Source organism: Halalkalibacter sp. AB-rgal2 (assembly GCF_041821005.1).
Classification (GTDB): domain Bacteria; phylum Bacillota; class Bacilli; order Bacillales; family Bacillaceae_D; genus Halalkalibacter.
Genome location: NZ_JBGUAV010000011.1, coordinates 86,519 through 111,917, shown reverse-complemented (window position 1 = coordinate 111,917; position 25,399 = coordinate 86,519). Strand labels below are relative to the sequence as shown.

General features: G+C 39.9%; 23 protein-coding genes, 2 tRNA genes and 1 pseudogene. 6 read left to right on the top strand and 20 right to left on the bottom strand.

What is annotated here, in order from left to right:
• Positions 1–33: 33 nt before the first annotated feature.
• Entirely contained in the window at positions 34–579 is a 546-nt protein-coding gene (locus tag ACERJO_RS11200) for a TetR/AcrR family transcriptional regulator (protein WP_247106315.1), read from the bottom strand.
• 401 nt (positions 580–980) lie between these two features.
• Between ACERJO_RS11200 and ACERJO_RS11195 the strand changes: the two genes are divergently transcribed.
• The 4 genes and pseudogenes from ACERJO_RS11195 to ACERJO_RS11180 all read left to right on the top strand — a co-directional run.
• Positions 981–1,883, top strand: a complete 903-nt coding sequence (locus tag ACERJO_RS11195; RefSeq protein ID WP_247106314.1) for an alpha/beta hydrolase — start codon at positions 981–983, stop codon at positions 1,881–1,883.
• Positions 1,884–2,726: 843 nt separating this feature from the next.
• On the top strand, positions 2,727–3,836 hold the full coding sequence (locus ACERJO_RS11190) for a metallophosphoesterase (protein ID WP_373647480.1): 1,110 nt from the start codon (positions 2,727–2,729) through the stop codon (positions 3,834–3,836).
• 66 nt (positions 3,837–3,902) lie between these two features.
• Positions 3,903–4,634: an SDR family NAD(P)-dependent oxidoreductase gene (locus tag ACERJO_RS11185; RefSeq protein WP_373647479.1), complete on the top strand. Its 732-nt coding sequence runs from the start codon at positions 3,903–3,905 to the stop codon at positions 4,632–4,634.
• A gap of 149 nt (positions 4,635–4,783) precedes the next feature.
• A pseudogene (locus ACERJO_RS11180) lies at positions 4,784–4,925 on the top strand (alcohol dehydrogenase); the annotation flags it as partial.
• Between the two features lie 1,065 nt (positions 4,926–5,990).
• Here the strand turns inward: ACERJO_RS11180 and ACERJO_RS11175 are convergent.
• Positions 5,991–6,063 (bottom strand) — tRNA-Val (locus ACERJO_RS11175).
• Between the two features lie 208 nt (positions 6,064–6,271).
• On the opposite strand from ACERJO_RS11175, the gene ACERJO_RS11170 reads away from it, so the two are divergent.
• A complete protein-coding gene (locus tag ACERJO_RS11170; RefSeq protein WP_373647478.1) occupies positions 6,272–7,513 on the top strand; it encodes a DNA polymerase IV in 1,242 nt (413 codons plus the stop codon).
• A 170-nt stretch (positions 7,514–7,683) separates the two neighbouring features.
• Here the strand turns inward: ACERJO_RS11170 and ACERJO_RS11165 are convergent.
• The 9 genes from ACERJO_RS11165 to lpdA form a co-directional block, all read right to left on the bottom strand.
• Positions 7,684–7,755: transfer RNA gene (locus ACERJO_RS11165), tRNA-Arg, on the bottom strand.
• 146 nt (positions 7,756–7,901) lie between these two features.
• A complete protein-coding gene (locus ACERJO_RS11160) occupies positions 7,902–8,258 on the bottom strand; it encodes a hypothetical protein (protein WP_247106023.1) in 357 nt (118 codons plus the stop codon).
• A 161-nt stretch (positions 8,259–8,419) separates the two neighbouring features.
• Positions 8,420–8,845, bottom strand: coding sequence for a BrxA/BrxB family bacilliredoxin (locus tag ACERJO_RS11155; RefSeq protein WP_247106024.1), 426 nt, complete (start codon positions 8,843–8,845; stop codon positions 8,420–8,422).
• 220 nt (positions 8,846–9,065) lie between these two features.
• On the bottom strand, positions 9,066–10,211 hold the full coding sequence (locus tag ACERJO_RS11150; protein ID WP_373647477.1) for a metal ABC transporter solute-binding protein, Zn/Mn family: 1,146 nt from the start codon (positions 10,209–10,211) through the stop codon (positions 9,066–9,068).
• A gap of 153 nt (positions 10,212–10,364) precedes the next feature.
• On the bottom strand, positions 10,365–10,835 hold the full coding sequence (locus tag ACERJO_RS11145; RefSeq protein WP_373647476.1) for a hypothetical protein: 471 nt from the start codon (positions 10,833–10,835) through the stop codon (positions 10,365–10,367).
• A 319-nt stretch (positions 10,836–11,154) separates the two neighbouring features.
• Positions 11,155–12,414 carry a dihydrolipoamide acetyltransferase family protein gene (locus ACERJO_RS11140; protein WP_373647475.1) on the bottom strand — a complete coding sequence of 420 codons (1,260 nt, stop codon included), beginning with the start codon at positions 12,412–12,414 and terminating at the stop codon, positions 11,155–11,157.
• A 12-nt stretch (positions 12,415–12,426) separates the two neighbouring features.
• Entirely contained in the window at positions 12,427–13,410 is a 984-nt protein-coding gene (locus tag ACERJO_RS11135; RefSeq protein WP_373647473.1) for an alpha-ketoacid dehydrogenase subunit beta, read from the bottom strand.
• Positions 13,411–13,425: 15 nt separating this feature from the next.
• Positions 13,426–14,424 (bottom strand): thiamine pyrophosphate-dependent dehydrogenase E1 component subunit alpha, encoded by a 999-nt coding sequence (locus ACERJO_RS11130; RefSeq protein ID WP_247106029.1) that lies wholly within the window; start codon positions 14,422–14,424, stop codon positions 13,426–13,428.
• A 20-nt stretch (positions 14,425–14,444) separates the two neighbouring features.
• Positions 14,445–15,866, bottom strand: a complete 1,422-nt coding sequence (gene lpdA, locus ACERJO_RS11125) for a dihydrolipoyl dehydrogenase (protein WP_373647472.1) — start codon at positions 15,864–15,866, stop codon at positions 14,445–14,447.
• Between the two features lie 355 nt (positions 15,867–16,221).
• Between lpdA and ACERJO_RS11120 the strand changes: the two genes are divergently transcribed.
• On the top strand, positions 16,222–16,476 hold the full coding sequence (locus tag ACERJO_RS11120; RefSeq protein WP_247106171.1) for a DUF2627 domain-containing protein: 255 nt from the start codon (positions 16,222–16,224) through the stop codon (positions 16,474–16,476).
• A 10-nt stretch (positions 16,477–16,486) separates the two neighbouring features.
• Here ACERJO_RS11120 and ACERJO_RS11115 read toward each other — a convergent pair whose 3' ends face one another.
• From ACERJO_RS11115 to spoIVB, 9 genes are all read right to left on the bottom strand, one after another.
• Positions 16,487–17,272: a hypothetical protein gene (locus ACERJO_RS11115; RefSeq protein WP_373647471.1), complete on the bottom strand. Its 786-nt coding sequence runs from the start codon at positions 17,270–17,272 to the stop codon at positions 16,487–16,489.
• On the bottom strand, positions 17,269–17,934 hold the full coding sequence (locus ACERJO_RS11110; protein ID WP_373647470.1) for a glycosyltransferase family 2 protein: 666 nt from the start codon (positions 17,932–17,934) through the stop codon (positions 17,269–17,271). The genes ACERJO_RS11115 and ACERJO_RS11110 overlap by 4 nt, the downstream gene beginning before the upstream one ends.
• A 2-nt stretch (positions 17,935–17,936) precedes the next feature.
• Positions 17,937–19,058 (bottom strand): putative cytokinetic ring protein SteA, encoded by a 1,122-nt coding sequence (gene steA, locus ACERJO_RS11105; RefSeq protein WP_373647469.1) that lies wholly within the window; start codon positions 19,056–19,058, stop codon positions 17,937–17,939.
• A gap of 129 nt (positions 19,059–19,187) precedes the next feature.
• A complete protein-coding gene (locus tag ACERJO_RS11100; RefSeq protein ID WP_373647467.1) occupies positions 19,188–19,733 on the bottom strand; it encodes an NUDIX hydrolase in 546 nt (181 codons plus the stop codon).
• Positions 19,734–19,837: 104 nt separating this feature from the next.
• Complete coding sequence (spo0A, locus tag ACERJO_RS11095) at positions 19,838–20,653, bottom strand: sporulation transcription factor Spo0A (protein WP_247106036.1); 816 nt, start codon at positions 20,651–20,653, stop codon at positions 19,838–19,840.
• Between the two features lie 484 nt (positions 20,654–21,137).
• Positions 21,138–22,028, bottom strand: coding sequence for a metal ABC transporter permease (locus ACERJO_RS11090; protein ID WP_373647466.1), 891 nt, complete (start codon positions 22,026–22,028; stop codon positions 21,138–21,140).
• Positions 22,028–22,792, bottom strand: coding sequence for a metal ABC transporter ATP-binding protein (locus ACERJO_RS11085; RefSeq protein WP_373647465.1), 765 nt, complete (start codon positions 22,790–22,792; stop codon positions 22,028–22,030). Before ACERJO_RS11085 ends, ACERJO_RS11090 begins: the two co-directional genes overlap by 1 nt.
• A 57-nt stretch (positions 22,793–22,849) precedes the next feature.
• Positions 22,850–23,812, bottom strand: a complete 963-nt coding sequence (locus tag ACERJO_RS11080; protein WP_373647464.1) for a metal ABC transporter solute-binding protein, Zn/Mn family — start codon at positions 23,810–23,812, stop codon at positions 22,850–22,852.
• Between the two features lie 324 nt (positions 23,813–24,136).
• Positions 24,137–25,372 (bottom strand): SpoIVB peptidase, encoded by a 1,236-nt coding sequence (spoIVB, locus tag ACERJO_RS11075; RefSeq protein ID WP_373647462.1) that lies wholly within the window; start codon positions 25,370–25,372, stop codon positions 24,137–24,139.
• Positions 25,373–25,399: the final 27 nt, after the last annotated feature.

Below are 25,399 nucleotides of genomic sequence, written 5' to 3'. Positions count from 1 at the left end.
AATGCAAATCCCTAATTGAATTTAAAAATCCTTTTATAAATTCCTTTCAAGTAAAATACTGACTTGTTCAGCTATTGAATCAGTACTTTCAGGTGTTGCATCTAACATATACAATTCCATGACCCCGACAATTGCCATCCCTAAAAACCGGAAAAACACTTCCTCACTAATTTCTTTATTTTTTCCATTTTTTAAATCCACTTTTTCTTTTATTTCCTCAATCACAAAATGTAAGAAACGATTTCTAAATGTGATTGTCCCGTTACTTGAGAATAAAGGTGAAAAGAATGACTTATTTTTCTCGAAATATTCGAACCAAATAATTGACCCCTCTACTAAACCCTTGTCTTTTTTTTGCTGGCAAATAACTTTCAACTCAGCTAAGTGTTCTTCAATAAGTTTATCGAGTAAATCAAATTTATCGAGGTAATGAAGATAGAACGTTCTGTTCCCCACATTCGCTTCATCGCAAATATCCTTTACCGTAATTTTTTCAAAAACTTTTTCTGACATGAGTTCCATAAAAGAATTTTTTATGGCTTCTCGAGATTTAAGTATCCTTCTATCGACTTTAGTCATTGTCATCATCACCAAACTTTCTTGAAAATTAATGCACAATTTCAATTAATTCGTGCATTAATGCGTAAATTGATCGAAATTGACGTTTGAAAACATCCTGTTTTTCTTTTATATTATACACACGCAATAAATAATACATCAATACGCATTATTTATTGTGTGTTATTTAACTACCTACAGAATAATAAAACAGTAATCTTAACCAAAAGAAGGGATAGAAATTTCAAAATAAAGTGCTTACCTATCGTACTTTCAGTGTAGATTGATTAAAAAAAAACAGGTTTGTCATTATGATGAACAAAAATTAGTTACTAAATAAAAATATAGGTGATCAAAAAAGTAATATTTTTTCCGATAGGCTGTGAGGTAGGAACTATATTTATTATAAAAGGAGAAATAGCATGGGAAAATCAGTAACATTTAAAAATGGTAATTTAAATATAGCAGGGCATCTTTACTTACCAGAGGAGTTTGAAGAGAGCAAAAAATATTCTGGTATTGTTGTTGTACACCCTGGTGGAGGCGTAAAAGAGCAGACTGCGGGAGTATATGCCGAAAAGCTTTCTAAACAGGGCTTTGTTGCATTAGCATTTGATGCGTCTTGTCAGGGAGATAGCGAGGGGAAACCACGTTTGTTAGAAGACCCGTATGCCCGAGTGGAAGATGTGCGTTGCGCAGTAGACTATTTGACGACTCTTCCGTATGTTGATCAAGAAAAGATTGGAGCACTTGGTATTTGTGCCGGTGGTGGTTATGCCGTAGCTGCAGCTCCAACTGAACGCCGCATCAAGGCAGTAGCGACCGTGAGTGCAGTGGATATCGGTGCTATGTTCCGAGGAGAAGGCAACATTGAAACACAATTTCAAACACTTGAGGCGGTTGCGAAGCAGCGTACTGCAGAAGCAAATGGAGCAGAAGTACATTTCCTTACTTATGCACCTGATACGCTCGAAGAAATTGATGAAAATACACCTGTGCTTATGCGTGAAGCTTATGACTACTATAGAACTCCTAGAGCACAGCACCCTAATTCTCCAAATCGATTCCGATTTACAAGCGTTGACAAACTCATGGCATTCTCAGCAATAGGCCAAATCAGTACCTACCTAACTCAACCGATGTTATTAATTGTAGCAACCGAGGCTGAAACACACGCTTACAGCGAACAATTCTACGAATTGTCGAATGGACCGAAGGAATTGTTCTGGGTCGAGGGTGCGACGCATGTTGCTATGTATGATATTCCAGAATATGTAGGTCAAGCTGTACCTAAGTTAACTGATTTTTTTGGCAAGAATCTTTAAGAAATAAGAAGCATTATGTTTTAAAAAACAGAAGCTTGATATCATTAAGAGTACGGCCGTTTCCCTGGTTATTTAGGGAAACGGCTGTACCTTATTTACAAGGTTTTTATATGAAAGGTTGGTGATTCTCACAAGAGCATCTATAAAACGCATTTCTGATGCCGATTCACAGGTCTAAAACTACCTAAAGTGGGATTTTACTAAGAGCTCCTTTCCTTTATATAGTTATTTGTTCATAATCCATATTCCATTAGATGGACCGATCGGAACAATAATAAAAGAGCTTTCTTCAGCTTTTCTGCGCGTTCAATAAAAATCGCCCCATAAACGGACGTTTATGGAGCTCATGTCTATTTTATTAGTAATCTATTTTTTTATAGTGATTTATGGGACCAAAACTCATTGAGTGCCAGCGTTCTTATCGGAATCGATGATTCAATGCCTGTTAAAAATGCTTTTGAATTGATTATACGAAATCAAATTTCATTCATTTTTAATCACAAGGATGAGTTTCTTTTTCTGGAACAGTTCAGCAATTCACCATCGATTCAGATTTTGTGCTTGGAAGACACAACTCCAATGTTTAAGCCGCTGTTCAACATTGTCAAATAAGGAACGGAACAAAAGCTGCTTAAAAATTGCGATCCAATGTTGTTTAATGCAGGTTCATGCGCCAATCTCAGGTCTTGCTAAACTGCATGTCAACGGAGAGTATAAATTGGAGGAAAACAAAATTAACGATTTGATACAAATCATTTGGGATGCCATTAAAGCCTAAAGCATCCTAAATATTTTTATTCTATAAATAAACGATCGTTCGATTATGTTCAGGAGGTTTCATAAATGAAAAAGCTATTGGGAGTTGTAATCCCAATTACGATGCTCGCATTTGTTGCTTTGTCCTTATGGTATGTTAGTTCTCGATTATCAATCCTTTTTGATTTGTCTTCCCTTTGGTTAATTTTTATCGTTGTTACATTAGCCATTGCCGGCACAGCGACAGCGATTGTTGCAGGAGTTAAATCGGCAAGCAAACTGGTTGGACATTTAAATGTCCTAAGCGGGTATTTCATTATGCTCTATGTGTACACGCTTTTCTTACTTATTATCCAGCATGCTGTCCAGCTCATCTGGGATTTGCCCGCAACTCTCAGTGCATCGGTGGTTTTAGTTCTTGCGTTTATCGTAACGGTAACGGGCGCCATTAGAGCATCTACATTCAGAGTTGATGAAAGAAAAATCCGGATACCATGGCTAAAAAAAGAGGTCAACGTCATGCACATCTCCGATGTGCACTTAGGTCACCACAACAGTCGGGATTATCTTTCGAAAATCGCTAAAGAAACCAATCACAGAAAACCGGATTTTGTTATTATCAATGGCGATCTAGTTGACTCAAACGCAGCTCTTCTACCTGGCGTTCTCGATCCGCTATCTGACTTTAAAGCACCTATTTATTACGTTGGAGGCAACCATGAAAAGTATATTGATAACGAGCGTGTGCTTAAATTAATCAGGCAGCAAGGAGTTCGCATTCTCCACAATGAAGTTGTAGAGACGCATGGACTTCAGCTAGTAGGGCTAGATTATATGAATGCCGATGAAAACACTTTCGATATGCATGCGTCCGATCACTCGCAAACCATCAAATCGACTTTGTCGGACCTTAGGTTAAAGAAGAATACGCCTACTGTCCTCATGCATCACAGTCCAGTTGGCTTGCAATACGCCGAAGCTGCTGGCGCCAACTTAATACTGTCAGGGCACACACATGCAGGACAGGTATTCCCCTTTAATCTGCTCAACGAGCTGGTGTTCAATTACAACAAAGGGCTACATCAGCATGGCAAAACAAAGATACTCGTATCATCAGGGGCAGGCACTTATATGCTGCGTATTCGCTTGGGTACATCCAACGAGATCAACATGCTTCGGCTGCTGCCAAGTAAGTAGCTGTCTTTATTAATAAACGAACATTCGAAAAACATAAGCTCACGATCAAAAACAGTAGAAATAATCATGAAAAAAATTATACTCATTACAGGCACTACTGCCGGAATTGGAAAGGTTGCCGCTAAGGCTTTGGCAAAGCAGGGACATACCGTAATCATTCACGGACGCAATAAAGACAACGCACAGGCAGTATGTAAAGAAATTAAGTCCGAAACAGGCAATAACAATGTCGATACAATCATTGCAGACTTATTCTCATTTGCCGATGTCAAACGTATGTCCGAGGAATTCAAGGTGAGGTATGAACGATTAGATGTGCTTATTAATAATGCAGGTGCGCTATTCGGTAAATACCGGGAAACCACAACGGTTGGTCTAGAAAAAACAATGGTTCTTAACGTATTTTCACCATTGCTTTTAACCGAATTTCTACTTGATGTTCTGGAAAAGAGCCCTTCTGCAAGAATTATTAACACATCGTCGGCAACTCATAAAATTGCAGAGAAGCCTAATTTCAGTGATATGCAACATGAAAAAAACTACTCATCAACCGGAGCTTACCCTTTGTCTAAATTGTACACAATCTGGTTAACAAGACATCTGGCAGTTGAATTGAAAAAAAGAGGTCTCAAAAAAATAACAGCAAACGTTCTGAATCCGGGTGTTGTTGCAACTAGGTTTGGACAAGATAGCGATAAAGGTTTTATTAATAATATGATTTTTAAAATTGCGCTTCTATTCATGACCAAACCAGATGAAGGAGCTGCCACAACCGTCTATTTGGCGACATCTCAGTAAGTAGAAGGGGGCTCCCGGTAAGTTCTTCCCCAAAATGATAGAGGAAAAGCCTCAGGAGAAGAAACACTACTCTGCTGAAAGTGAAAAAAGGATATGGGATTACTGCATGCAAATCATTAGTCCATATTTGAAGGAGTGAGTGGTGAGGCGGTGGAATGCGCGAAATTCAGGAAATGCTAGATTTCTCAGCTAACCATGGTATTGCCCCTGAAATTGAAGTCATCCGAGCAGAACAAGTAAATGAAGAACGATGTCCGATATCGATTTGTAATTGATATTTCAACCCTTTAAGACTTGAGCCATTATAAATACTCTCTGAACTGCACTTCAATTTAAGTTATCTAATAATGGAGTGCAGTTTTTTGTTTCTACGTGATTTCAAGTTTCAAGTAAAATAGACTCCCGATTTTTCGGAAGGTTATGCTAGTTTACTTGGAATAGTACAGGCGAAAATTGTGTTCATATTCGATTTCATAAAGCTTATAACCATAGCGGGCTTTACTCAACTAACGAGGAACAATAGTGGATGAATCCTTACCATCTGTTATGGCGCTCCCTCAGTTAGATTAATATACCTCTCAAATACTCACTTATTCGCAGGATTTCAAAACACTTGGATGAAAGATTAGGGATTAGAAAAGATATTCTAAGGAAACGGTCAACATGAAGACGTACTTAAATAAGAGGAGGTAACGTCAAATCCAATTATTTCCATACACTGTACGTATTCTCCACGCCACCCTTGGAGGTTTTCGCTCCATTATCGACTCCCCAATCGAGCATGTTTCAGCCGATGAGGCAGACCGGGACGCCGTCTAAGTTAATGTCCATTTCATTGTAGATGAACTGTTTCGAACGCCTTGGATTAAGGTCAATGATGGCAGAAACATCATGGTGCTCTAACATTTCATAGATGGGATAAGCATCTAGAGCTGAGTCTAGGATGACTTCTCCAAATGTCCAATCTGGATACCAATATTTGAGTTCATGGAAGGTACTCACAAACAAGACGGAGTCATGTTTACTGGCCCGATGGAGCCTTGGATGGATGGGTAAATCATAAGGACTATCCGAAGCAGCTACCATGAAAAGACTTCATCTGAAGTCACTTCCACTGTTTTTTCTTTTCGATTCATCACATTCGAAAACGAAGGAGGTTGTGCCGATGTTATATCCGAGACACTCTTTATAATAGCATCTATTTCCTTTGAAATGCCTCTAATTGCTTGTACATCCTATGTATATCTTCTTCTTGCTTCAAATTCCTCTTTTCCCACACAAAAAAACACCACTTAAAAAAGTGATGTTTTCGTAGAAATCCCTGTTCCAGAAGGATTTCGCGGGTTTGGCACCCAATGACCCGTATTGGGCTCGAACCAATGACCTCCACCCTGTCAAGGTGGCGCTCTCCCAGCTGAGCTAACGGATCATGTTATATTATTTTAACGACAAGTTTAATTTTAACGGAATTGATGACTAAAGTCAATCTTTTTTCAGCGTTCTCTCCTTCTCATTTCCAAATATTTCGTTTTGAATAAGAACCTACGTTCGTATATACTGAATAAAAAGTGTCTTCACTACACGCATTAGAAAGTGACTCAAACATCTATGACTCAAAAACATCACTGAACTGAGGGATGAAGATGGAGCGAACCGTTTTTTTAATTGATATGGAATCGTTTTATGTTTCGATTGAAAAGAGCTTTTATCCAGAATCACGTGGGAAACCTACGGTCGTTTCCGGCGATCCGAAACGGCGTAGTGGAGTGATTTTAGCCGCTTGTCCAATCGCGAAGAACTATGGTATTCAGACAGCGGAGCGACTGTGGGAGGCGCAACAAAAATGCTCTGATTTGGTCATTATCAAACCAAAAATGGAGACATATATGAAAGTATCTGTACATATTACAGACATTTTGTATCGTTTTACTGATTTAGTAGAGCCTTACTCCATTGATGAGCAATTTGTTGATGTGACTGGCTGCCTTCACGCTTATGAATCAGTCGACACTCTTGCAGAGATGATACAGGAAACGATTTTAGCGGAAACCGGTGTGTTTGCCCGAATTGGAATTGGTGATAATAAACTTTTAGCAAAAATGGCTTGTGACCGTTTTGCAAAAAAACGAAAAGACGGTCGATTTACGCTACGAAAAGTGGGGGTACCCGTTCACATGTGGCCCTTGCCGATACGTTCTTTGTTCGGTGTAAGCACGCGAATGGAGCGTCACTTTCATAACATGGCGATTCGCACAATTGGCCATCTAGCACAATCACCCCTTGAGCGAATGAAGAAAAAGTGGGGCATTCCTGGTCATGTTTTATGGCTTAGTGCCAATGGCCATGACGATTCCCCCCTTGCAGAGTTATCCGCTGACGGTGAAGCGAAGGGAATTGGACATGCGATGACATTGCCGCGTGATTATGACAGCTTAGCAGAAATAAAGGTGATCCTGCTTGAGCTCTGTGAAGAGGTTGCTTCACGCGCGCGGCAATCAAAGCAGCTCGGGGAAACGATCAAAGTCTTTGCCAAAGGGGCCAATTATGAGCAGCCGTTCTCTTTTTTACGGCAACGTCCACTACCACAGCCTAGTCATTATAGCTTAGACCTTTACGAAGTCGTAGTCCCTTTATTTCAGCAATTTTGGTCAGGACAGCCAATTCGGCAAATCGGTGTCACCTTAACAAAGCTCAGCTCTGATCGTGCGCGGCAATTAAGCTTGTTTGAAGTTGATACAGGTCGAAAGGAACAAATCGGGAGAACGATGGACGCCATTAACAATAAATTCGGCAAAGCCTCGATTATTCGTGCTGTTTCCATGAAAGCTGCTGGTCAAGCAAAGGAACGCGCTAAGAAAATAGGTGGACATTACAAGTAAAGAAAACCGTCCTTTACTTTGCCGCACGAACCCGTTACATTGGTTTCAGCATGGATGGCTGTGCACTCCTTTCAATCATGAGTGTAACAAACGAAGCCAATGCTCTTCCTTTAATTAAAAAAGACGTCACCAGCCTTCAAAAAGCTAATGACGTCTTTTCCCTCTTTAAACGCGCCTAGTAGGACTCGAACCTACAACGCAAGAACCGGAATCTTGAATGATATCCCTTTCACCATAGGCGCACGACACGTTATAGTCTAACTTGATATAATAGAGAAGTCAACCAAAGGATCCTCTATCAGCTGTATAAGTAAAAGCTATATTCACTAAAACCTCATCCAAAAGATGCCGCAAAAGTTGCAGCATCCTTCACATCTCTCTTACAACACTATGCTTCCTCCGATGCGCCTTCCTCTAACATTTGATTAAAGCGCTCGCTAATATCTTCCTCGCTATAGCCAAGCTCACCTAGTCGTTGTGCTAAGTTTTTCGCCCATAACTGTAAGCGCTGTGCCATTTTTTTATATTTTTTCGCTTCAGGTCCTTTCGCGTTCGCACGGCCCTCTGCGTTTGTCATCACATTTTCGACAATAAACAGACTTTTCCAAACCATTTCCTCATTTAAAGAATCTCCTTGTTCTCCAAGCTCCTTCAATACGTTTTGGTAGTAAGATTGAAATTCTTTAAATGAAATCTCCTCATCCATGTTTAAATACACTTGAATTTGATCATATAATGCTTGCATCTTGACACTCTCCTTTTATCTCGTAACGGCATTATACCATATTTCGTTCACAAACAAATAGATTTCATTTGTGCAAACAACAAAAGCCTCTCATCTAAATGAAAAAAGCCTCACCCAGATTGATTCCGTTCTGAGCAAGGCTTATATCATATCATCCGTTCTTATGAACAGTGCTCATCAAAAGCCTTCTCAAGCTTTTGAACGACTTGAATGGGCTCATGGCCTTCGATCTCATAACGCTCAACCATCATTTGAATCTTACCGTCCTTAAGCAAGGCAAACGAAGGTGATGAAGGAGCATAGCCTTCGAAATACTCTCTAGCACGAGCTGTTGCTTCTTTATCTTGCCCTGCAAAAACCGTAACAAATCGATCTGGCTTTGTATCATAATTTTTCACATAAGCAGCCGCCGGACGAGCAATCCCCCCCGCACAGCCACACACCGAGTTGATCATCACAAGTGTTGTTCCTTCTTGCTTCAACGTTTCATCGACTTCTTCAGCCGTTGATAATTGGTCATAGCCTGCTTGGTCCATCTCTTGACGTGCCACTTGTACGACATCGTTCATAAAGAAATTAAATTCCATTAAAAAGCCACCTCTCATTCACATTACATATTCTTTCCTTATTGTACCCTCTTTTTTGAATTAAACCAATCGTTTTGCCTTGATCCTCTCAATCATAGTAAAGAGCGTAGCCCACGTCTCGCACGAATCCGACTACCTCCTCCCTGATGAAACGTCAAAAAACATTATAAATTCTTAGATGTTTAAAAAACAGCTGACCTAAAAGGCCAGCTGTTCTCCTTTATTGCAACGCCGTGCGCAATGCTTCAATATTGCGTCTCATTAATGAGAAATAATCTTCATTATTTTCTACATCTTCGTCGATCAAAGCTTCTAAATTGTGTAAATAGACAGCCTCTGCCCCAACTTCATCTTTCACGACTTCAGAAATTTGTGTTGGAATGTTTTGCTCAAACATCACATGCTGAAGATCATTTTCTTCGGCATGCTCAATAATTTCTTCAATTTGACGTTGAGAAGGCTCTTCGGTTGGTGACATACCAGAAATACCAATTTGCTCTAAGCCATAACGTTCATGCCAATAACCGTAACCAGCATGCGAAACGATAAATGTATCCTTGCTCGCTGCATCGACCATCTCTTGGAAGTCTTCATCAAGCTGCTCAAGCTCTTCCTTTAACGCTTCGAAATTATCTGTAAATAACTCTTCTTGCTCAGGCATTAATTCAATAAATGCGTCTTTTACATTTTCAGCTAGCGTAATCGCCAAAATCGGATCAAGCCACACATGAGGATCTTCATCATGGTGATGGTGACCGTGATCGTGGTCAAGATCGTGGTCGTGATCTTCTTCGTGCCCATGCTCTTCGTGCTCATGATCGTGGTCGTGATCTTCTTCATGTCCATGATCGTGCTCATGATCATGGTCGTGATCTTCTTCGTGTCCATGTTCTTCGTGCTCATGATCATGATCGTGATCTTCTTCGTGTCCATGATCGTGATCATGACTATGGTCATCATAATCTAATAAATCAATTCCTTCTGATGCTTGAACAATGAGAATATCTTCTCCTTCTAACGTATCAATTAAAGCATCAGCAAATCCTTCAAGACCAGCCCCGTTATAAATGAATGCGTCCCCTTCAGCGACATCAATCATTTCACGTGGAGTTGGATCAAATGTATGTGCATCTGCTCCAACAGGTACCATATTTGTCACTTCAACAAACTCTCCACCAATTTTATTAGCAAAGTCCTCTAATGGAAAAATCGTCGTAAACACTTCTAACGTTTCAATCGTTTCTTCAACCGCATTATCATCCTCACCAGAATCAACTTCCTCTAGTTCTTCTTCTGTGCCACCACACGCAGCTAAAAATGCTGAAAGTACTAGGATAAGCGCTAGTATATAATATGTAGGCTTCATTCTTCTACCCCTTTCGTAACCATTACGTTTTATTACAGTAGTGAATTATATCGTAATTATTCTTATTTGTAAACTCTTAAACTTATTTTTCTAAGAGAGTCGTTTTACCTCAATCAAAAAGCTGTCCCCGATTTATTAGGAACAGCTTTACTATTATGATGACGCTTCTAGTGCTTTTTTCCACGTCTCGTTCATTTTTTGATAATGAGAAAATAGCTTCGGTAAGACGTCTTGAATAGCTTCTATATCACGTTTTTCAACAGCGTTTGAGAATTGTTCTTGAATCTTTTCGTGCTCCTCCAACCATTTTTGATTAAATAGGTCACCTTTTTCTACATCACCACGCTTTTTGGCTTCCTTCCACTTCTTTTTCAATAAATCTCTTTCCTTCTTGATCTCCTTCCACTGATCAAGATGCTCGGGAGCAAACTTTTCTGCCAAGAGATCATAGTAGTAATCAAGATGAACGTGAAACTCCTTATGAAATTTCATCGCACACTCGTGATGACAATCACTTTGCTCTGCTGTATTCTCCTCAGCCTGAACAAAGGATAAAGCAGTAAAAGCTAATAAAATGATTAACAAGCCTTGCCCTACAAAAAATAATCGGTAAAATGACTTCATCAATTCGTCATCCTTTCCTTTATGTATTCAACCAATAGCGTAACCAAATTCAGAGTAATCATGCACTATGGCGCACTAAAGGACAAAAAATCCTCTCAAGACTAAGCAAAGTCTTAAAAGGAGACATCTGAAAAAAGGACAACTCAACTTTTTCAGTAGCTTTGATTAGACTAGCAATGACTTCACTCTTTGCTAGCTTGATACGAGAAACGACTCGTACTAAGCTTTTCAAAACAGGAAACGGTTTCGTTCATAGCTTAAAGGGCACCAAAAAAGTTAGAAACCAAACTTTTTCAGTGCCCTTCTTAAGAGAATTTTATTAATAAACAGATGTATTTTCCTTTGACGTATTCTCCAAAATCTCCTTCACTCGCGCAAGGAAGCGACCGCAAATTAAGCCGTCTAATACGCGATGATCAAGCGATAAGCAGAGGTTGACCATACTGCGAATCGCAATCATATCACCAGCATCACTTTCAATGACAACAGGACGCTTGACAATCGATTCCACAGATAAGATTGCCGCTTGTGAATGATTCAAAATCGGTGTTGATAATATTGAACCAAATGAACCGGTGTTATTAACCGTAAATGTCCCACCTTGCATATTGTCACCAGAGATGCTACCCGTGCGAACCTTATTGGCAAGCTCATTTACTTCCCGACCAATCGCCTTGATTGATTTTTCATCAGCATTCTTTATGACAGGAACGTACAGGGCATCATCTGTTGCTACAGCAATAGAGATGTTAATATCTTTTTTCTGGATAATCTTGTCGCCACCCCAGACCGCATTCACTTCTGGGAACTCCTTTAATGATTCTACTACGGCTTTAATGAAAAATGGTAAAAAGGTTAAATTAAAGCCTTCCTTTTGTTTGAACTCACCTTTAATTTGATTACGATAGCTTACTAAATTCGTGACATCAGCTTCAACCATCATCCAAGCGTGAGGAGCATCCTGCTTACTTTGGACCAAATTGGCTGCAATCGCTTTTCGCGTGCTAGATAATGGAACTTCAACATCTCCAGATTCCGTAACGACTTGCCGTTGATTTGTTCCAGAACGGGGCTTCACTGTTGCCTGTTCAGTTACTGGAATGCTTTTTGGTACGCCACCGTTATCAATCACTGCCTGAATATCCTTACGGGTAATCCGTCCACCTTTTCCGCTTCCCATCAATGATTCCAAATCAATATGATGCTCAGATGCTAGCCTTAGTACAGCCGGCGAATAGCGACGTTTTTGTGATTTTGTATCTTCAATGCGATCTATACTGTCAATAGCCTTTGGCGCTTCACTCGACTCTGATTCGCTTGATTCACGTTCAGCATCACCCTCATCCACTTCAATTACACAAATCACTCGACCAACCTCTACAGTCTCATCTTCTGAAACGAGCAATTCTTGAATCGTACCTGAATAAGAAGATGGGATTTCAGCATTCACTTTGTCTGTTAGTACTTCCGCAATGGGGTCATACTTTTTAACCGATTGGCCTGGCTCGACTAACCATTTACTAATCGTTCCCTCGGTCACACTTTCTCCAAGCTGTGGCATGGTCATTTCGGTTGCCATTTCGATCCCTCCTTAAAATTCAGCTAGCTCGCGCATCGCTTTTTCGATTTTATCTGGATTAATGAGAAAATATTTTTCCATTGTCGGAGCGTACGGCATTGCTGGTACATCAGGCCCTGCGATGCGCTGAACAGGTGCATCTAAATCGAATAGACAGTGCTCTGAAATAATCGCCGCAACCTCTGACATAATACTGCCTTCTTTATTTGCTTCTGTTACGAGTAATACTTTCCCTGTTTTATTTGCTGCTTCTTTTATCGCCTCTTGATCAAGTGGATACACCGTACGTAAATCAAGGACATGAACAGAAATACCATCCTGTTCAAGGCGCGAGGCCGCTTGCAACACAAAATGCACAGCAAGGCCGTATGTAATGACGGTTATATCTGAGCCTTCCTTTTTCACATCAGCCTTGCCAATCGGTAGCGTATAATCGTCATCTGGTACTTCACCTTTTATTAAGCGATAGGCTCGTTTATGCTCGAAAAACAAGACAGGGTCATTGTCACGAATTGCGGCCTTTAAAAGCCCCTTTACATCATAAGGTGTTGAAGGCATAACAATTTTCAAACCAGGTGTATTCGCGAACATGGCCTCAACTGACTGTGAGTGATACAGTGCACCGTGAATACCTCCACCATACGGGGCACGAATCGTGATCGGACAACTCCAATCGTTGTTTGAACGGTAGCGTATTTTCGCAGCTTCGGAAACAATTTGGTTCACTGCTGGCATAATAAAGTCAGCAAATTGCATTTCAGCGACCGGGCGCATTCCATACATTGCAGCACCAATACCAACACCAGCGATCGCTGACTCCGCAAGGGGAGTATCAATGACTCGCTCTTCACCAAACTGTTCATACAAACCATTCGTTGCTCGGAATACCCCTCCACGGGCTCCAACATCTTCCCCAAGTACAAATACTTTCTCGTCTCGTTCCATTTCTTCACGCAAAGCTAACGTTACTGCTTCAATATAAGATCGTACAGCCATCTTTCTCTCCCCCCTCTACACCTGCTCATCATAGACATGTAATAGCGCACTTTCTGGATCAGCAAAAGGTGCCTTTTCAGCGTATTCTGTTGCCTCATCGACTTCCTTCGCTAAGCTATCCTTCATAACGTTTAAGCCCGCTTCATCTAGAACACCAGTCTCGATTAGATAGCTAGCAAACGTCTTAATAGGGTCCTTTTCCTTTGCTGCTGCAACCTCTTCAGCCGTTCGATACGAGCGATCATCATCATCACTCGAATGTGGTGCAAAACGATAACAAATCGCCTCAAGCAGTGTTGGGCCGTCGCCACGCAAGCCGCGTTCACGAGCTTCTTTCACCGCCTTATAAACAGCAAGTGGATCATTCCCATCTACCGTTTCACCGTGCATTCCGTAGCCAATTGCTCGATCTGAAACACGCGCACACCCGAGCTGTTTCTCGACTGGGATCGAAATCGCGTATTGGTTGTTTTCACATAAGAAAATAACAGGTAATTTATGAACACCCGCAAAGTTCGCCCCCTCATGAAAATCTCCTTGATTTGATGAACCTTCACCAAACGTTGTAAACGTGACAAACTCTTTCTTCTCGAGTCTACCAGCAAGAGCGATCCCAACCGCATGAGGAACTTGTGTCGTTACAGGAGATGATCCTGTGACGATGCGGTTTTTCCGTTGGCCAAAGTGACCAGGCATTTGTCGACCACCAGAGCTTGGATCCTCTGCCTTGGCAAACGCAGAAAGCATAAGGTCACGCGCTGTCATGCCAAACGACAATACGACTCCCATATCACGATAATAAGGAAGAATATAATCAAGCCCTTCATCTAGAGCAAAAGCGGCACCAACCTGAGACGCTTCCTGTCCTTGACAAGAGACGGTGAAAGGGATTTTCCCTGAACGATTTAATAGCCACATTCTTTCATCAATTAAACGAGCTAATAGCATTTTTTTATACATTTCAATGACAGCTTGATCTGATAGGCCTAGCTCTTTATGATTGTATTTACTCATGTAAATAATCTCTCCTTCCATTACAAATGAATCGCTTTTCCATCAACAGCAAGTGCCACTTCGCCGACAATCTCTGATAACGAGGGATGCGGTCGGATCGTTTCGGCTAGTTCAATGTGCGATGCATCTAGTACTTTTGCTAATGCAGATTCAGAAATCATGTCCGTTACGTGGGGACCAATCATATGGACACCTAAAACGTCTTGGTCTGCATTGACGACTAATTTCACAAATCCTTCATCCTCTCCTAGTACAAGTGCCTTTCCAATTGCCTTAAATGGAAAAATAGCCGTACGTACATCCTCACCACGCTGTCGCGCTTCTTCCTCTGTTAGACCGACACGTGCCATTTCTGGAGAACTATAAATGCATGTTGGTACTTGATCATATGGCAATGGTTCCACTTTCTTCCGAGCGATATGGTCAACCGCAATGATGCCTTCATGTGATGCAACGTGAGCAAGCTGCAGCCCACCTATGACATCACCAATTGCGTAAATGTGCGGATTTTTCGTTTGGTATACATCATTTACAGAAATGACACCATCTATGACTTCAATATCCGTATTTTCTAAACCAATCCCTTGTACATTGGCACTTCTCCCTACAGAAAGCAAGAGCTTCTCAGCCTCGATTAATCTATTCTCACCTTCATGTTTAATCGGAACACGAGCACCTTCTGTCAGCCTTTTAATCTCAGTTACATCAACTTCGGCTCCAACGATAAATTGAATCCCCTTTTTCTCAAGTAATCGAGCAGCTTCTTTCGAAACGTCTGCATCCTCACTAGGTAAGATTCGCTCACTTGCCTCAACGACGGTTACGTCTACTCCGAAATCAGCAAGCATCGATGCCCACTCAATTCCAATCACACCACCACCGATAATAACGATTGAGGATGGGAGCTTTTGCAATGTCAACATTTCATCAGAGGTCAACACAGACGTCCCATCAACATCAAGACCTGGTAACGTACGTGGTGAAGACCCTGTTGCAATTAATACATTTTGACCGATCAGCATCGTATTATCAGAACCATCATTTCGTTCCACCGAAATAGTGCCAGGCAATGGTGAAAAAATCGATGGACCTAACAGTCTGCCTATTCCTTCATATACAGTGATTTTCCCTTTTTTCATTAAATGACGTACGCCTTTGTACAGTTGGGCAACGATATCGTCCTTTCTCTTTTGCACTCGCTCAAAGTCAAACGAGACTTCCCCAGTTTGTATACCAAATACATCTGCCTTCTTTGCTGTTTGCAGAACCTCTGCACTTCGAAGCAAGGCCTTTGTAGGGATACACCCTTTATGTAAACACGTTCCACCAAGTTTTTCCTTTTCAACGATCGCAACAGACAGCCCATTTTGCACCGCTCGAATCGCTGCAACGTAACCGCCTGTTCCTCCACCTAAAATGACAACATCAAATTCCTCTGCCATACCTTCCTCCTTCTATCAAACAACCTGCTCGTCCACATTCTATTTCAAAAAAATCAATTTTATAACCATTACATGTATCATTTCATTTTATATCGAATATGTAAAGAAATACGCGAGATGGCTTTTCTTTAAGCTATTGTTCAAAACGGTCTCCTTATATTGTACTCAAAACCGAAAGACGATGCCACTATTTTTATGACTTGGTCTTAAAGGTTGCTATTACTTTCTAATAAAATCGCTAGTACGTTTTTATTAAATAGACACAATTTCAATATGCCTGTTCCTATACTTCGAACCTTATTTGCGTTAAAATAAAAAAGGATTAAACATGATGCGTATAAAAGAGGGATTAACAATGGGACGCTTTATCGCACTAATGATTCTAGTCATTCCAGGCATTATCGCTGGCTACGGCATTAAGCTAATGCGTGATAGTATATTTCAAATTTTATTAACACCTTTTCCTACATTAATTATACAGTTTTTTGTTGGAATTGTATTATTTTTAGCTGGGCTTAGCTTCATAGGTGGCTTTATTTTTTACCGAGATAAGAAAAACGGGAAGATTTCATCACGATTTGCAATCAAAAAAGGTAACGAACCAGACTAAGCCTGTTTCGTTACCCTTTTTTTATCCCCAATTGGTCTAAAGCCTTTAATACTCGTACCTTCTCTATAACAGCTGAAAAAGATACTCGCTCTGCATACCATATAAAAAAAGCCGTCGTCATACTCATAATGAATTGAGCGCTCAATGAACTAAAGTGTATCACCACAAGTGCAATCATTGCACCGACAAGTGTTGAGCCATTATCACCGAGCATCGCCCATTTGCTTCCTTCCATCAAAAGCCAAATGAATGTAACCATTCCTACTATTCTCATGAGTGAAAAATCAAATGGAAGGCCCAATAATAAGATACCTGCTATGATCGTCGTCACCTTTAACACTCTTAATGGTCGTGTATCAAACAAATTCATAACATGAGGAAAGCTCACTAATAGCCAAAAGGCGATAAGTGCTTCATACCATAGCTGCTGCCATTGCCAAACAACGAGTGCCGCCACAACAACTGTCGTCATTCCTTTCATTAAACCAGTCGTCAGACGGTGTTCTTCGCGAAAATATCGAAAATGCCCCTTTAATCCTTTAGGGTATCCTTCTCCATAAATATCATCTAACAGCCCCATTCCCCATATCACGAACAGGTAAATAAGACTTATGCCCATACCAGCTCTCACATTTCCTTGTAAAAGTACCAAACTTATGACATAACTAATCATCAGAAAACATCCGATGCTATATGGAATCTTTTTTCCCTGATAATTATATACAACCCATCTTACTTGCTTGAAAAGGAAAAAGCTGAACGCAGCTGCGCCAATGAAGGAGATGAGACTGATCATACACGGACGCTCCTTAATTGCTTTTCGATTTGCCACCACTGCTTTAATCGATGTGTATAACCTTTCAAGGATTTCCCCATTTCTCGATGCGTCATCGTTGTCGGCAATTCAAAAATGGATGCTCCCGCCTTCAGTAGATCAATCGTCATTTGTGCTTCCACAGAAAATCCCATATAGCGCTGCTTTAATAAAATAGGAAGCCACTTCCGATGAAAAGCCCTCTGTCCGGATAGCGGAGACTCTAACCACATTCCTGTTTGTTGATGGATAAGCTTTTGTACTCTTCTCTTCACAAAACCATTTCCCGCTTTTTTTCCTGGTTGAATAATGGACAAACAAATATCTGTTTGCTGTGATTCAACGGGCTTCAAAAGCTCGACATATTCTAATGCGCTTTTTTCTAAATCAGCATCTAAACAAACAATATAGTCGCCTTGAGCACATTCCCACCCAGCTTGCAAAGCGTAGCCCTTCCCATGGTTTTCACGTAAACAAATGAGTTGATCTGCTAGTTCTTTCGCTAACGAAGCCGTTGCATCTGTACTTCCATCATCAACGACGATTAATTCTGTATCGCTTTCACCGAGTTTCTTTATATATGACAAGGTCTGAACGATGTATTCTGCTTCATTATAGGCTGGAATGACAAGTGATACCGACATAGTTAAAGCACCTCCTTCTTCTTCCAAGCGTAGAAGCGTTCTTGAATAAAGGAACGGACGAATTCTAGCATCGATGGTCGTTCAACTTTCGGTATAAGCATTGAATTAAAAGCTAATGAGCTTGAGGCAATGTGATGAATCCCTTTTAAATCAGTTATTTTTGCTCCTGCTTGTATACGAGCTAACCATGTTGCACCCATTCCAGGACGACCCTTCTCAAGAAACTCCTCCATTCCTAAACGACAGCCTACTAAAAAGATCCGACTCACCTCTGACCAATAAGCAGCCATAATAGCGACATCTTCACTTGTGCCAACGAATTGAATAAGCTCGGTCTCCAACCCTAAACGATCTACTCGTTTTTTTCCAGGAGAATCACCGTTTACATGCTGATGACAAATTAATGTTGCACCGCAAAACATAGCTCTCTCACTAATTGAATCCATATCACCGAAAATAAAGTGCGGCTTTATTCGTTTTTTCAACAAGCCATCGGCCGCGCCATCAACTGCGATAATGACAAGGTTCTTTTGATTTAAAAGGGAACGTAGCACCTGAATATCTTTTTCATAGTTCGTATTTCGCGCTACAACACAAACGTGCTTCCCTTTCATGACATGTAAGCAATGAGGCAGTTGTGGCTTCGTTTGAAACCAGAGCTGCTCTTTCTTGGCAAAATTTAATGTATTAAGGACGAACTGCTCATAACTTGATGAATAATGCGTACGAGCTAGTTCATCTTTTTCTAATACTAGCTGCTGATCGTATACTTCCAGCGAGGCAACTTTATACGATTTCAACCCTTCTATCATATAAAGTCCATTTTGATCAATCATCATTTCTTCACCATCAAAGGTATAATCCTTTCGGCGATGTAGCTCCTTCACATCATATACAGCAATGCCAGCCTTTAAAAGCGAGGATACATGGGGATGTTGAAATGTCCCACTATAGGATCGATACATATTAATAACTGCTTTTACTTTAGCTTCTATCAAACCATTAACAGCAACACCATCTAAATCTTGATGCCATAAAAAAACGATACTCTCTTCCGGTACATATTGGAGCAATTTCTTTGTTTGTTGATGCTCATAAAGTACACCATAAATTGGTTCAGCCATATCCATACCCTCTTTAAATCGTTTGTCCTTAATATGAGCGAATACAGCAATTTCTATGAGCGAGGAATGATATAGTAAAAATAACCTTGACTAGCAAACTAATCAAGGTAAGAGCTGTGATGGATTTAATCATTTTTGATCTAAAAAATCCTTTGCCATATAATAAGCACTTACAGTAAATAATTGTGTATTGATTTCATTCGTCCTTATTAATTCTTTCATCTCATCAAAATCAACTAAGACCACTTCTATTTCTTCTGTTTCATCTAGATCTTGATCGAATTTCCTAAAGGCATCGATAATAAGATATGTCATAATTTTATTCGTTTGCGTCGCAGGATTTACCATAAATTCACCTAATTTGATCGGTTTCGTCTTTGATGTATAACCTGTTTCTTCCTTTAATTCTCTTAAAATTCCTTCCTCATATGATTCATTTTCCTCAATTTCACCTGCAGGAACTTCTAAAAAGAAATCCTCTCCCGCATAACGGTATTGCTTTACTAGCACTACTTTTTTATCATTCGTGATGACAAACGCATTCACCCAGTCAGAGTATTCATGAACATAGTAGCCATCTATGATCCCTTTTGAATGCTGGCATTTATCCTTTCTTAAATGGCCAAATGGCGTCTTATATACATAGTGAGAGTCTAACGTTTTCCACTTTTTCATCCACCGTGCTCCTTCACTTAAACTTTTGCAAAAAAAATCAAACCCAACAATTCATCATGATTCATTGGGTTTGACTTTTGACGTATATTTGTATGACGTAGCAACTAAGACACCTTATGCTCAATCCTTAGCTTATCGGCCACCATCGCAATAAATTCACTATTTGTTGGTTTAGCTTTTGAATGGCTAACCGTGTAGCCAAACAAACTTGAAATAGACTCAATGTTTCCACGGCTCCATGCGACCTCAATTGCGTGTCGGATCGCACGTTCCACTCGACTTGACGTCGTATTGAACTTCTTCGCAATATCGGGATAGAGAACCTTAGTAATTGAACCAAGCAATTCAATGTCATTATACACCATTGTAATCGCCTCTCTTAAGTACATGTAACCTTTGATATGTGCAGGAACACCTATTTCATGAATAATGTTAGTAATGCTTGCATCTAAGTTCAAGCCTCCATTAGAAGACGATGAATCTGATTTAGATGAAATAAATGATGATGAATTTGATGAACCAGATGGTTGAATAAATGATTGATTTATTCCGCCAATATCTCGGATATTCGTAATAAGTACATCCATATCAAAAGGCTTCAACACATAATAGGATGCACCTAACTCGACAGCCTTCTTCGTGACATCTTCCTGACCGAATGCGGTCAGCATAATAATATTCGGTTTATTCTTAAGCTTTAATGTATTCAAACGCTTTAGCACTGCTAAACCGTCCAAATGAGGCATAATTATATCTAAAATTAAGACGTCAGGCTCTTTATCCTCAACTAAGCCTAAACACTCTTGTCCATTGAAAGCCGTTCCTATGACTTCCATGTCACTTTGAGCAGAAATATACTCATTCAACAAATGAACTAATTCTCGATTATCATCCGCAATACAAACCTTTACCTTTTGCACACAAAATCCCCCTCTGATTACAGTAATAAATATTGATCCTTATACTAAGTTCGACACCCCTACGGCATTTCCTCTAATTTTTTTTATTTTTATTTGATTTTTTTATGATTACTGGCATTTACTCCATAATACTCACGTTTTCGATAACATTCGTCATTTGACAGATCAAATGAACTTTGTTTTTGTCGAATAATATTTATACAATCATCATACCACAATATAGCCATCTATACGACAACGGTTTACGTAATGACTAATCATCTCTGCTTTTAAGGTAGAAGGAGATGGGGAAAGAGTTATATGTGTATTTGTACAGAAAGGATCGAGAAAAATAAGTTTCAGCCAAAAGGAAAATCCGAAGATTCAAAAAGAATCATTCGGATTTCATTAAATAAACAGTAATAATTGAAAAAAAGCGAGTTTTTTCTTTAAAGGAGTATTTCAGAATTTTTTTGTTGAGATTAAGAATTAGAATAGGAATAGCTTATACAGCCGTACGATCACGTGACTCTTTTCGGTTAGCCATTGCTGTTCTAAATGAACGAACGACAACACCTTGTTTTGGCGAAAATAAGAAAGCAATAACGAAAAGCACTGATGCAACTAATACAATCGAAGCCCCTGTCGCTACATCATAAATAAATGAACCATAAACACCAACAATCGCTGAAATCACACCAAATAATGACGCTAAACCTAGCATCACCGGCAGGCGATCTGTTAATAAGTAGGCCGTTGCACCTGGAGTAATAAGCATGGCTACGACAAGAACAATTCCTACTGATTGTAGAGAGGCAACTGTCACTAATGTTAAAATAATCATTAACAAATAATGTATTAATTGAGTCGGCAAACCAATGGCTTGAGCCATCGTCGGATCGAATGTACTAATTAATAATTGCTTGTAGAATAACAGAATTAATGCAATAACGGCAATACCAATTCCAATTGTCATCCATAAGTCCGAAGTTCCAACAGCTAACACATTCCCAAACAGAATATGCCATAAATCCACTCCTGAGCCACGATTATACGTAATTAAGACAATTCCTAATGCAAACGCAGCTGTAAACATAATACCAATCGACGAATCATGTTTAATCCGACTGTTTTGTGATACATACCCAATCGCAATAGCTGTCAAAACCCCTGTAATCATTGCCCCAATGAAGAAGCTCGCCCCAAGTAAATACGCAATAACAACACCTGGCAAAACCGCATGAGAAATCGCATCTCCCATTAAGGCCATGCCGCGCAAAATGATAAAGCAGCCCACCATACCACATATAATTCCTACGAGAATTCCCGCCAATAGTGCATTTTGTAAATATTGATACTTGCCAACCGCATCAAGAAAAAAAGAGAGATTTTCCATTAATTACTCACCACCATTGATCCGAAGCTACCATTTGACACAAATGCCACTTTCCCTTCATATGCACGCTCCAAGTTTTCCAATAAAAAGACATCATCTGTTTTCCCACAAGCGATAAGTGTCTTATTCAGCATAACTAACTGATCAAAATAATCACTTACCTTGCTCAAATCATGATGAACAACAAATATCGTTTTTCCTTCATTTTTTAATTCTTTTAGCAATTGAATAATAATTTTCTCTGACGTCATATCAATACCAGCAAACGGTTCATCTAAGAAAAATAATTGAGCTTCCTGAGCTAATGCTCGAGCAATAAACACTCGCTGCTGTTGGCCACCTGACAACTCACCAATTTGCCTTTTCCGAAAATCAATCATGCCTACCTTTTCTAGGCAATGAAGAGCTAGTTGGCGATCCTTCTTTTTCGGTCTCCCCCACCAAGAAATATGAGGATAACGCCCCATTAAAACAACATCTTCAACTAAAACAGGAAAGTCCATATCAATGTCGTTTCGCTGTGGAACGTAAGCTATTTTTTTTCGAACCTTGTTGATGGACTCATCCAAAATCGATATTGAACCACTTTGCTTTGGAATCATACCCATCACTGCTTTAATAAATGTTGATTTCCCTGCACCGTTTGGACCTATAATTCCCACCAACTGCTCTTGAGGCAAACTAAGAGTAATCGTATCAAGAGCTTTCTCATTATGATAACGAACTGACAGCTGCTCTATCGTAATACTCGTCTTCATCTCCATCTATATCACCTTTCATCGAATGTCACGAAAGGCACCTCACGAGGGTGCCTTTTCTTATTATTGTGTTAATCCCTCAACAAAGACATTAACATTATGCTCCATCATTTCTATATAGGTCTCAGCTCCGCTTCCTTCGGGCCCAACAGCATCTGTATACACTTCTCCAGAAACTGGTACATTCGTTTCATTAGAAACTTGCTTCATGAATTCTTGATTAACAGTTGTTTCAACGAAAACAGCAGGAAGCTCTAAGTCATTAACTAAGTCCACAATCCGAGAAACCTGTTGAGCAGTCCCTTCAGCGTGAGAGTTAATATCCCATACCCCTTCTGTCTCAAAGCCATAATCTGAACCAAAATATTTAAATGCATTCTCACTTACAACAATAACACGTTTCTCCTCTGGAATTTCAATGATTTCTTCCTCAATCCATGCATCAAGCTCTTCTAATTGTGTTATATATGCATCAGCATTCTCACGATAAACAGACTCACCATCAGGATCTCTGTTAATTAAATCATCCACAAGGTTTTCAACATACAGTATAGCATTTTTCGCACTTAACCAAGCATGTGGATCATTCTCTTCTCCACCTTCTAACGGAATGGCTCTTACTCCTTCAGAAATAGCCACAATTTCTGTTTCTGTCACATTGGTCAAAATAGACTCAAGCCATTCCTCAAGGTCAAGGCCGTTAACATAGAAGACATCTGCATCTGACACTCTTTGAAAATCACTTGGTACAGGCTCATACTCATGAGGCTCCTCACCGATTGGGACAATATATTCAACTGTACCACGATCACCAATGACTTGTGAAATGATATCCCCTAATATAGAGAAGCTTGTTGTAATCGTTAGTCCTTCTTCATTTTCATCTTGCACAACTTCTTCGCTCGAGCCATTGTCCTCATTTGTCCCCGTCTCATCCTCCTGGACGGTCTCCTCACTTCCGCATGCAGCCAATAGCAAGCTGAATGCTACGACCATACTTAGCCAAATCCACCCTTTTTTCTTCATCTCCAATTCCTCTCCTTCTTACTTTTTTAATTATACACATATCACTTTCCACTCCTACCAAACAAGGTTTTCTCCTTATAAGGTATATGTATATCAATATTATAAGGTGTCAAAAGTTTGATTAGTGTTAAAACATTTGTCCAAGTCTATTTATTTGCTCATGACTACATGTTTTTCCTTAGTGCAACTTTATTATAAAACGGAAATTTATCATTTGTCTATACTTTTTTTTAAAAATGATCCTTTTTTTATGAACGTCTTTATTTGTTACAAATAAAAGGCCACCGAAAAGAAATCATTCTCCTTTTTCAGCGGCCTCTACATTTAGCTAGCTTTTGCTTCTTCTTCAATCACACCAGCTTCTTCTAGCATCCATTCAATGTGGCAACCATACCCAGAGGTTGGATCATTTACAAAAACATGAGTAACAGCTCCAACTAATTTACCATCTTGAATGATCGGGCTTCCACTCATGCCTTGAACAATTCCTCCTGTAGCTTCCAACAACTTAGGATCGGTCACTTTAATCACCATACCTTTTGTAGCTGGTTGTTTTTGCGGTACAGAGCTAATAATTTCAATATCAAACTCCTGTACTTCTTCCCCTTCTACAACTGTTAAAATTTTTGCCGGTCCTTCTTTTACGTTTGTCGATAGAGAAACAGGCATACTTTCATCGTGTATGTGGTTTTTTAAATCAGCTTTTTCTAACTTACCAAAAATACCAAACGAGCTATTTTTCTCAATTGAACCTAACACATCTCTTTTTTTCGATAAGCTAGCTAATTTTTCTCCCGGATCTCCATTGCTTCCTTTTTCAATTGAAGTAACAGAAGAGCGAATAATTTGTCCATCATGAACAATAATCGGCCTTTTCGTATCAACATCAGAAATGACATGACCTAACGCACCATAATTTTTTGATTCTGGATCATAAAACGTTAATGTACCAACACCAGCCGCAGAATCGCGAATGTACAAGCCCATTCGATAAGAATGCTCCCCTTTAGCTTTTACTGGCTGCAATGTTTTTTCATATGCTTTCTGGTCACGCTTTAAGCGAATTTCCAATGCACGTTCCTCATCACCTGCTGTTTGTACATAGTCACCAACTTGGCTCATTCGCTGTATTTCTTCCCCATCAATGTGCGTAATCATATCTCCAACTTCAATTCCTGCTTCTTCACCTGGGGAAAGGCTCGCATCATCTGTTTCAATTAAATGATGACCAACAACGAGCACCCCTTCTGTATTTAACTTAACCCCAATGGATTGACCACCAGGTATAACTTCTTTTTTCGGTAATACGTTCACATCAATATTTTTTACTGGAAAATTTCCAACCTCAAACTTCACTTGCTCCGTGTCTGCTCCAACCGTTGAAGTAGGGACAGCCTGTAATGCTTTGGTCGCCTCATCAATTGGTGCAAAATCTTCTTCAAATACGGTTATACTATTCGGGACATGTACCCATTCTTGTACGTTATCAGAAAAACCTATACACACGACAACGATAAGAAAAACAACACCGATTCCCTTTCTAATTGCATCGCCTCTCATCACTTCACTCTCCTAGCTCCTTGCCCA